Source organism: Streptomyces sp. NPDC058662 (genome assembly GCF_042716255.1).
Classification (GTDB): domain Bacteria; phylum Actinomycetota; class Actinomycetes; order Streptomycetales; family Streptomycetaceae; genus Streptomyces.
Genome location: NZ_JBHXRU010000086.1, coordinates 1 through 7,316 on the forward strand (window position 1 = coordinate 1; position 7,316 = coordinate 7,316).

Below are 7,316 nucleotides of genomic sequence, written 5' to 3' on the forward strand. Positions count from 1 at the left end.
CTTCCGCCGCGACGACCGCGGGGGCGACCGCCCGTCGTACCCGCGCCGTGACGACGACCGCGGTGGACGCCCCTCCTACCCGCGTCGCGACGACGACCGCGGTGGGTTCCGTGGCGGCCGTGACGACCGCGGTGGCGACCGCCCGTCCTACCCGCGCCGTGACGACCGTGGTGGCGACCGCCCGTCGTACCCGCGCCGTGACGACCGCGGTGGTGACCGTGGCGGCTTCCGCGGTCGCGACGACCGCGGCGGCGACCGCGACTTCCGCGCCGACCGGGACCGCGACCCGGTCAAGCGGCTTCCGATCGACGAGGACGTCACCGGCTTCGAGATCGACGCCGATGTGCGCCAGGAGCTGCTGAGCCTGCCCAAGGGGCTGGCCGAGGAGGTCTCGCGCAACCTGGTCATGGTCGCGCGGCTGATCGACGACGAGCCCGAGCAGGCGTACGCGTACTCGCGCATCGCCCTGCGCCTGGCCTCCCGCGTCGCCGCCGTGCGCGAGGCGGCGGGCTTCGCCGCGTACGCCACGCAGAAGTACAGCGAGGCACTCGCGGAGTTCCGTGCCGCCAAGCGCATGACCGGTTCGGTCGAGCTGTGGCCCGTCATGGCCGACTGCGAGCGCGGCCTCGGCCGCCCGGAGCGGGCCCTGGCCATGGCCGGCGAGCCCGAGGTGCAGAAGCTGGACAAGGCCGGCCAGGTCGAGATGCGTCTGGTCGCGGCCGGCGCCCGGCGTGACCAGGGGCAGCTCGACGCGGCCATCGTCACCCTGCAGAGCCCGGAGCTGGCGTCGAGCTCCGTCCAGCCCTGGACCGCGCGCCTGCGGTACGCCTACGCCGACGCCCTGCTGGCGGCCGGTCGCGAGGACGAGGCGCGCGAGTGGTTCGGCAAGACCCTCGAAGCGGACAAGGACGGGGCCACCGACGCCTCCGACCGCCTCGCCGAGCTCGACGGAGTCGAGTTCGTCGACGCCGCCGGCGGCGACGCCGACGTGGACGCCGATGAGGACGACGCGGACGACGACCAGGACCCGGCCGAGGTCGCCGCGGCCGAGCGCGCCGGCGACGTCGCCGAGTACTACGACGAGGACGACGACGAGTACGAGCCGCTGGAGCGCTCGGACTCCCGTGTCGCGGACGACCGGGAGGTCGAGGACGACATCGACGTCGAGGACGACGACGCCGAGGACGAGTTCGACGTCACCGACGAAGGCGTCACCGACGAGGACGTCCCCGACGAGGATGTCCCGGACGAGGACGTTCCGGACGAGGACGACCGGGACGACGAGCGCGACGACGAGCGGGACGCGGGCCGCGACAAGGCCTGAACCCGGTGAAGCAGCCGGTGGCGTGACATGAGGAAGGGCGGTACCCCGGTCGGGGTACCGCCCTTTCCCATGTCCGGAGGAGGTGGGGGGAGGTCAGTCGAGGCCGCGCAGGACCAGGCCGGTGGCCGGCTTCGGGCCGAAGGAGGTGGACTTGCGCGGCATCGTCACGCCCTGGCGGGCCAGGTCCCGGACGACTTCCTCGCGTACGGGGTGCAGCAGGACGGCCGTGCCGCCGTGGCGCTCGGCCATGGCGACCGTGGCCGCCGCGTCGTGGATGTAGCTGATCTGCTCGGGAGCGTCCGGGATGCGCCACAGGGCGTCCAGGAGCGTCGCGTGCAGCACCGTGGCGTCGAGGCGCCGCCAGGCCTCGGGCCGGTCGCGGCGGACCGTGCGGTCCAGGAGGGCCGGGTCGGGGTCGGAGACGAGGTGGAAGGAGCCGGCGCCCGTCAGCAGGAAGGCGTTGCCGCGTTCCGCCGCGTCCGCGAGCACCTCCAGGGCCAGCGGGAGCGGCCCGTCGACCGGACGGATCCGGAAGTGGTCGTCGAGCGCGGCGAGGGCGTCGGCGACCGGCAGGCGGCGCAGCATCCGGTGGATGGCGCGGACCTGGAGCGGGTAGCGGGCGGTGTCCACGAGGAGGACCAGGCCGAAGTCCCAGGCGCTGGGGGAGCCGTGCTCCTCCTGCAGGCGCAGGTACGTCGCCCAGCGGTGGTGGCCGTCGGCGATGAGGGCCTGGCGGTGGCTGAGGTCGGCGGTCACGGCGGCGAGGTCGGCGGGGTCGGTCAGGGCCCAGAGCCGGTGCTGGAACCCGTCCTCGGTGGTGGTCGACAGCAGAGGCGTCCGCCGGGCCGTCCGCTCCACGACCGCCGCCGCTCCCGTGCCGGGGTCGTCGCCCCGGTAGGTGAGGAGCAGGGGCTCCAGATTGGCGGAAGCGGCCCGCATCAGGCCGGCCCGGTCGGTGACCACGTCCGGCATGACGTCCTCGTGCGGCAGGACGATGCCCGCGTCCGCGGCCGACAGGGCGAGGGCGCCGATCACACCGCGCTGGAGCAGGCCCGCCCGGCGCTGCTCGTAGACGTACAGGGCGGGCTCGGAGTCGGCGCTGAGCACGCCCTCGGAGAGCCAGTGCCGCAAGGTGCGCGCGGCCTGCTCGTTGCGTTCGGCCGGGGTGCCGGCCTGCGGGAGGATCAGGCGCACGATGTTGTGCGGATCGGCGGATTCGAGGTGGTCGACTCCGTCGGGGCGCACGACCACGTCGTACGGCGGCGAGGTGACGGCGGCCAGGCTGCCGACGCGCTCCGGTACGTAGCGCAGGCCTTGGAACGGGATGAGGCGCAGCCCGTGGTCCGCGGTGCCAGGTGTGGTCATTGGTGCATGGTAAGACCCGTCTCGCCATGCGGGATGATCGGGGGAGCACGGAATCGGACAAGATCGATCTCCTCCGGCTACCGCTGGAGGGCACCCAGGAGGAGCGTCCAGGATGACCCGGCTGAGCAGGACCAGTCCCGCGGCGAGTGAGCGGAGTCTGCACCAGGCGTACGACACGGCTCTGCTGGACCTGGACGGGGTGGTGTACGCGGGCGGCGAGGCCATCGCGCACGCCGTGGAGTCCCTCGCGTCGGCCCGGGTGGACGGGATGCACCTGGCGTACGTGACGAACAACGCGCTGCGGACGCCGGACGCCGTCGCGGAGCATCTGAGCGAGCTGGGCATCCCCACCGAGGCGGGCGAGGTGATCACCTCGGCGCAGGCGGTGGCCCGGCTGATCGCGGACCAGGTGGAGCCCGGGTCGAAGGTGCTGGTCATCGGCGGCGAGGGGCTGCGGGTCGCACTGCGGGAGCGCGGGCTGGTGCCGGTGGAGTCGGCCGAGGAGGAGGGGCTCGCGGCGGTGGTCCAGGGGTACGGGGGACCAGACCTGGCGTGGGGGCGGTTCGCGGAGGCCTCGTACGCGGTCAACCGCGGGGTGCCGTGGTTCGCATCGAACACGGACCTGACCATCCCGGGGGCGCGGGGCATCGCGCCGGGCAACGGGGCCGCGGTGGAGGTCGTCCGGATCGCCACGGGTGCGGAGCCGCAGGTGGCGGGGAAACCGCTGCCCCCGATGCACCGGGAGACGGTGCTGCGGACGGGGGCGAAGCGGCCGCTGGTGGTCGGGGACCGGCTGGACACCGACATCGAGGGCGCCTTCAACGGGGAGGTGGACTCGCTGCTGGTGCTGACGGGGGTGACGGACGCGGCGCAGCTGCTGCGGGCCGAGCCGCGGCACCGGCCGACGTACGTGGACCGGGACCTGCGCGGGCTCCTGACGGGGCAGCCGCAGGTGCGGGAGGTCAAGGGCGCCTGGCAGTGCGGCGGCTGGTCCGCGGTCGCGCTGGGGCAGACACTGGACGTGGCCCGGATCGCCACCGTGCCCTCGGGCGAGCCGGTGGCGCCGGAAGCCGATCCCCTCGACGGGCTGCGGGCGCTGTGCGCGGCCGCATGGTCGGCCGCCGGGGACGGTGCCTGCGCGCAGGACGCGGAGAAGGCGCTGGCCACGCTGGGTTTCTGAGCCGTCCGGATGACCCTGGACAGGCGCAGGCTAGGCTAACCTAACCTGCGTGTTGGTCGACAGTCCTCCTCAATCCGAACCGAGCGCGGCGCCCGAACGGGCCGCCGCAGCCCGCCCGCGCCATGCCGTGCGCGCCGCCGGTCTGCTCGCCGCCCTCGCCCTGCTGGCGCTGGTCGCGGTCCTGAGCATCGCCGTGGGTGCCAAGCAGATGCCCCTCAGCGAGGTCTGGCACGGCCTGTTCTCCTACGCGGGCACCCCCTCCGACGTGGTGGTGCGGGACCTGCGGGTCCCGCGCACCCTGCTCGGGCTGATGGTCGGCCTCGGCCTCGGCCTGTCCGGCGCGGTGATGCAGGCGCTGACCCGCAACCCGCTGGCCGAGCCGGGCATCCTGGGCGTGAACGCGGGAGCCGCGGCGGCCGTGGTCTCCGCCATCAGCTTCTTCGGCGCCGGCTCGCTGAACGAGTTCGTCTGGTGGGCCTTCCTGGGCGCCGCCGCGGTCTCCGTGCTGGTCTACGTGCTGGGCGGCAGCCGCAGTGCCACCCCGGTGCGCCTGGCCCTCGCGGGTACGGCGGCCAGCGCGGCCCTCGTCGGCTACATCAACGCCGTGCAGCTGATGGACAGCAAGGCACTCGACAAGCTCCGCTTCTGGACGGTCGGCTCGCTGGCCTCCGCCAATATGGACACCATCCGTCAGGTGGCCCCCTTCCTGCTGGTCGGCGCGGTCCTCGCGCTGTCGCTGGGGCGGCCGCTCAACGCCATGGCCCTGGGCGACGACACCGCGCGGGCGCTGGGCGCCCACCTGACGCGGACCCGGATCGGCGCCGCCGTCGCCATCACCCTGCTGTGCGGCGCCGCCACCGCCGCGTGCGGACCGATCGTCTTCATCGGGTTGATGATCCCGCACCTGGTGCGCGCGTTCACCGGACCGGACATGCGGTGGGTGCTGGCGTACTCGGCCGTCCTGTCGCCGGTGCTGCTGCTCGGCGCCGACGTGGTCGGCCGCGTCGTGACCCGGCCCGCCGAACTCCAGGTCGGCATCGTCACGGCGCTCCTCGGCGGCCCCGTCTTCATCTATCTCGTCCGGCGCAAGAGGATGGCCCAGCTGTGACCGTCGACCTCCGCGGCCCCCGGTCCGGGCCCCGTCCGCTGCACCTGCCCGGCGGGATCTCGCTGCGCGTCGAGCGGCGCGCCCTGCTCGTCGGCGTGCTGCTCGCCGCGGCGGCCCTGATGGCGGCCGTGCTCCTGATCGGCACCGGCGACTACCCGATCGAGCCCTGGGACGTCGTCCGGACCCTGCTGGGCAACGGGACCCCCGCCAACGACTTCATCGTCAACGACCTGCGCCTGCCGCGGGTCCTGGTCGCCCTGCTCGTCGGAGCGGCCCTCGGGATGGCGGGAGCCGTCTTCCAGTCCGTCTCCCGCAATCCGCTCGGCTCCCCGGACCTGCTCGGCTTCGGCTACGGCTCGGCGGTCGGCGCGCTCGTCGTCATCATCCTGTTCAAGGGAAGTGCCACCGCGGTGGCCGCCGGCGCGCTGCTCGGCGGCCTGCTGGCCGGTGTCGCCGTGTACCTGCTGGCGTACAAGCGGGGCATCCAGGGCTACCGGCTGGTGCTGGTCGGCATCGGTGCCTCGGCCGTCCTCGTCGCCGTGATCCAGTACCTGATCACGAAGGCCCAGATGACCGAGGCCACCCGGGCGATGGTCTGGCTGACCGGGTCGCTGGCCGGCCGGGACTGGGCCCAGGTGTGGCCGCTGCTGGCCGTCTGCGCGGTGCTCTTCCCGCTGATCCTGGGACACGGCCGGGCGCTGCGGATGATGGAGATGGGCGACGACGCCGCGTACGCGCTGGGCGTGCCGGTGGAGCGCACCCGGCTGCTGCTGATGCTGGCGGCCATCCTGCTGACCACCGCGGCGAGCGCCGCCGCCGGACCGATCAGCTTCGTCGCGCTCGCCGCGCCGCAGCTGGCCCGCCGGCTGACCCGCTCGCCCGGCGGGAACCTGCTGACCGGGGCGCTGATGGGCGCCGTGCTGCTGCTGGCGTCCGACTGGGCCTCGCAGCGCGCCTTCGGCGCCGACCAGCTGCCGGTGGGCGTGGTGACCGGACTCGTCGGCGGTGTCTACCTGCTCTGGCTGCTCGTCACCGAGCGCAAGGCGGGACGTATATGACGGCGACGCATCAGGCTGCGCCCGTTCGAGAACTGAGGAGTGCCCAAGTGCAGCGGCTGACCGCGCAGAACGTGACCCTCGGCTACGACCAGCGGGTCATCGCCGAGGACCTGACGGTGGAGATCCCCGACAACTCCTTCACGGTGATCGTCGGCCCCAACGCCTGCGGCAAGTCCACGCTGCTGCGTGCCCTGTCGCGGATGCTGAAGCCCTCCGCCGGGCGGGTGCTGCTGGACGGGCAGGCCATCGGGTCGCTGCCCGCCAAGCAGGTCGCCAAGACCCTGGGCCTGCTGCCGCAGTCCTCGATCGCCCCGGACGGCATCTCGGTGGCCGACCTGGTCGCGCGCGGCCGCTACCCGCACCAGGGGCTGCTGCGGCAGTGGTCGCCGCAGGATGAGCGGATCGTGAACGAGTCGATGGCTTCGACCGGGGTCGCCGAACTCGCCGACCGGGCCGTGGACGAGCTGTCGGGAGGGCAGCGCCAGCGCGTGTGGATCGCGATGGCCCTGGCCCAGCAAACCCCGCTGCTGCTGCTCGACGAGCCGACCACCTATCTGGACATCCAGCACCAGATCGACGTCCTCGACCTGTGCGCGGAGCTGCACGAGAACCAGGGGCGGACGCTGGTGGCGGTACTGCACGACCTCAACCACGCCGCCCGCTACGCCACGCACCTGATCGCGATGCGGGGCGGGAAGGTCGTCGCCGAGGGGCCGCCGGCCGACGTGGTGACGGCGGAGCTGGTGGAGAAGGTGTTCGGCCTCCGCTGCCAGGTCATCGACGACCCGGAGACGGGGACGCCCCTGGTGATCCCGGCGGCGCGCAAGGCCCGTACGAGGACCCCCGCCTGAGCCGTCGGACGGCGGGTCGGGGGAGCCGGCCGGGCCGGGACGGCGGTCCCGGCCCCGGTGCTCCGCTCAGAGCAGGCGCTTGAGCCGCAGCAGGTCGCGGACGCCGGCCTCCAGCCTGACCCGGCCGGAGGCCCAGGCCTTGGCGAACCCGAGTTCGCCCGCGACCAGCGCGAGCAGGTCGTCGCCGGTCATCGCGAGCCGGATCTCGGCCTTGCGGGCGGGCGGGCCCGGGGCCACCGCGTCCACCCGGATCCGGCCGCCGTCGAGGCGGCCGGTGAAGGTCCGGTCCAGATCCGTGATGTGGCAGCTCAGGGAGCGGTCGAGCGCGGCGGCGCCGACCGCGCCCCGGTCGGCCCCGGCCCGGTTGGCGGCGAGTCGGGGGGGTTCGGTGGGGGACGACAAGCTAGTAGACAAAGTGATAAACAAAGAA

6 protein-coding genes and 1 pseudogene are annotated in these 7,316 nt (G+C 73.7%); 5 read left to right on the top strand and 2 right to left on the bottom strand.

What is annotated here, in order from left to right; all coding sequences use genetic code 11:
* Positions 1 to 343 precede the first annotated feature (343 nt).
* A pseudogene (locus tag ACFWUQ_RS24670) lies at positions 344 to 973 on the top strand (tetratricopeptide repeat protein); the annotation flags it as partial.
* Between the two features lie 444 nt (positions 974 to 1,417).
* On the opposite strand, the gene ACFWUQ_RS24675 reads toward ACFWUQ_RS24670, so the two are convergent.
* Positions 1,418 to 2,689 (bottom strand): DUF1015 family protein, encoded by a 1,272-nt coding sequence (locus ACFWUQ_RS24675; protein ID WP_384541859.1) that lies wholly within the window; start codon positions 2,687 to 2,689, stop codon positions 1,418 to 1,420.
* 112 nt (positions 2,690 to 2,801) lie between these two features.
* Here ACFWUQ_RS24675 and ACFWUQ_RS24680 point away from each other — a divergent pair, with 112 nt between their 5' ends.
* The 4 genes from ACFWUQ_RS24680 to ACFWUQ_RS24695 are packed head-to-tail and all read left to right on the top strand — an operon-like array spanning position 2,802 to position 6,886.
* Positions 2,802 to 3,869 carry an HAD hydrolase-like protein gene (locus ACFWUQ_RS24680; RefSeq protein WP_384541862.1) on the top strand — a complete coding sequence of 356 codons (1,068 nt, stop codon included), beginning with the start codon at positions 2,802 to 2,804 and terminating at the stop codon, positions 3,867 to 3,869.
* A 52-nt stretch (positions 3,870 to 3,921) separates the two neighbouring features.
* Positions 3,922 to 4,977 (top strand): FecCD family ABC transporter permease, encoded by a 1,056-nt coding sequence (locus tag ACFWUQ_RS24685; RefSeq protein WP_384541915.1) that lies wholly within the window; start codon positions 3,922 to 3,924, stop codon positions 4,975 to 4,977.
* Positions 4,974 to 6,035: a FecCD family ABC transporter permease gene (locus ACFWUQ_RS24690; RefSeq protein WP_384541865.1), complete on the top strand. Its 1,062-nt coding sequence runs from the start codon at positions 4,974 to 4,976 to the stop codon at positions 6,033 to 6,035. Before ACFWUQ_RS24685 ends, ACFWUQ_RS24690 begins: the two co-directional genes overlap by 4 nt.
* Positions 6,036 to 6,082: 47 nt before the next feature.
* Positions 6,083 to 6,886 carry an ABC transporter ATP-binding protein gene (locus tag ACFWUQ_RS24695; RefSeq protein WP_384541868.1) on the top strand — a complete coding sequence of 268 codons (804 nt, stop codon included), beginning with the start codon at positions 6,083 to 6,085 and terminating at the stop codon, positions 6,884 to 6,886.
* 66 nt (positions 6,887 to 6,952) lie between these two features.
* On the opposite strand, the gene ACFWUQ_RS24700 is transcribed toward ACFWUQ_RS24695, so the two are convergent.
* Positions 6,953 to 7,288: an SCP2 sterol-binding domain-containing protein gene (locus ACFWUQ_RS24700; RefSeq protein WP_384541871.1), complete on the bottom strand. Its 336-nt coding sequence runs from the start codon at positions 7,286 to 7,288 to the stop codon at positions 6,953 to 6,955.
* Positions 7,289 to 7,316 lie beyond the last annotated feature (28 nt).